Genomic DNA, 1,794 nt, shown 5'->3' on the forward strand with positions numbered 1-1,794 from the left:
GGCCCGGGTCTGGCTGCGCGACAACCAGACCGAGGTCGTCGGCGCGGGAACCTCGCAGTTCGGCCCGTGGCGGGTCGGCGACGTGGTGGTCAAGGCGATGTACAAGGAGGTCACCGCCTACGCGGTGGCCGACGGCCAGGAGAAGTGGAAGGTCCCGCTGCAGACGCCGCTGTGCGGAGCTCCGCCGGCCCCCTCCGCCAACGGCAAGCTGGTGCTCGGCGTCCGCGAGAAGGACTCGCAGACCTCGCACTGCACGGATCTCCAGCAGATCGACCTGACCACGGGCAAGGCCGGGTGGAAGGCGCCGGTGCCCCAGGAGAACCCGTACGACACCCCGGGGGAGTTCCTGCTGGCGATCACCGGTGACACCGTCGCCGTCGCCCGGACGGCCGTCATGAGCGGCTTCTCGGTCACCGACGGCAGGAAGCTCTTCGGTACGTCGAGCGAGAACGGCTGCTCCCCGAGCGAGTTCGCCGGGGGCTCTCGGCTGATGCTCGTACGCAACTGCCCCGAGCAGGTGATGCTCCAGGAAGTGGACCCGGCGACGGGCACCGCCAAGTGGAGCCACCAGTACGACAAGGGCTGGAACCTCGGCCGGGTCCTGTCCATGGACCCGCTCGTGGTCGCCGCCTACCACAAGGACCGGAAGGTCTGGAACATCACGGCGTTCACCCCGGACGGCAAGGTCCGCTCGCAGAGCGACATGGCGTTCGGGGTCACCGGCCGCTGCAACGGATGGGGCAACGCGGACGGCCTCCAGGAGTGTGACGCCGCCGTGGCCGACGCCGACACGCTCTACATCGGTGCGGGCAAGCCCGGCAAGTCCCTCGGCATCGACGACACCAACCAGGTCGTCGCCGTCGACCTGAACACGGGCAAGGAGAAGTGGCGCACCATCGAGCAGCCCAAGGGCCGCACCGTGTGGCCGCTCGCGGTCGAGAACGGCAGGGCCGTCGTGTACGTCTCGCCCGGCAGAGGCGAGGCGGCCTCCGTCGTGTCCCTCGCCCCCGCCGACGGCGCCTCGCAGCCGGTCCTGCAGAGCCCGGCCGCGGCCGAGGGCGCCGAGAGCGTCTTCTCCACCTCGGCCCTGCGCGTCGCCTGGGCGGGCGGACGGCTGTTCCTGCTCAACGGCAGGGTCTACAGCCCCGAGCCCAGGAAGGCGAGCCGCGCGCTCCTGTCCTTCGGCAAGTAGCCCGCGTACGGAACCAGGACCGGAATCAGGACCGGGCAAGCAAGCAAGCACGCAAGCACGCAAGCAAGGAGGAGGAGGCGCACGGTGCGCAATCCGCAGGACGACGCCGAGAGGCGCAGGATCGTCATCGGGATCTACGCGGTGACGGCGGTGGCGGCCACCGCTGCCGCCGTCGGCACCCTGGCGATGGTCCACAGGGCCGAGGACCGCACCGGCGCCTCCTCGACCGCGGGGTGGAAGACGGTGGTCAACCCCGAGCACGGCACCGCGTTCGACGTCCCGCCGGACTGGGAGGTCGTCTCGTCCAGCGTCTTCAGCGGCTATGAGGACCACAAGGACCCGGACAAGGCCCTCATCGGGCACACGGCGCCCGCGTTCTACAAGTCCAAGTGGTGCAGCATCGACGGCAACGGCGACGGCGTGGTCAATGACGTCCACCTCGCCAGCACCGGGACCAAGGGCGCCGACGGCGCCAAGTCCACCGCCGAGGTCGCCGAAAAGACCGCTCCGACCTGGGTCTACGCCGCTTACACCCAGCCGGACAAGTCCGTCGTGAAGTGGGACGAGCCGGTGGAGTACACCACGAAGTACGGAGTCAAGGG

Annotated in this window: 1 protein-coding gene and 1 pseudogene; both read left to right on the forward strand. The window is 69.9% G+C overall.

Features of this window, described 5'->3' with window-relative positions; genetic code table 11:
• Positions 1–1,192 (forward strand): PQQ-binding-like beta-propeller repeat protein (locus ACFWGD_RS13225; protein WP_377779148.1); only part of this gene is annotated, 1,192 nt, incomplete at its 5' end.
• An 84-nt stretch (positions 1,193–1,276) separates the two neighbouring features.
• Positions 1,277–1,794 (forward strand): annotated as a pseudogene (locus ACFWGD_RS13230) (hypothetical protein); the annotation flags it as partial.

Source organism: Corynebacterium sp. NPDC060344 (assembly GCF_042725215.1).
Classification (GTDB): domain Bacteria; phylum Actinomycetota; class Actinomycetes; order Mycobacteriales; family Mycobacteriaceae; genus Corynebacterium.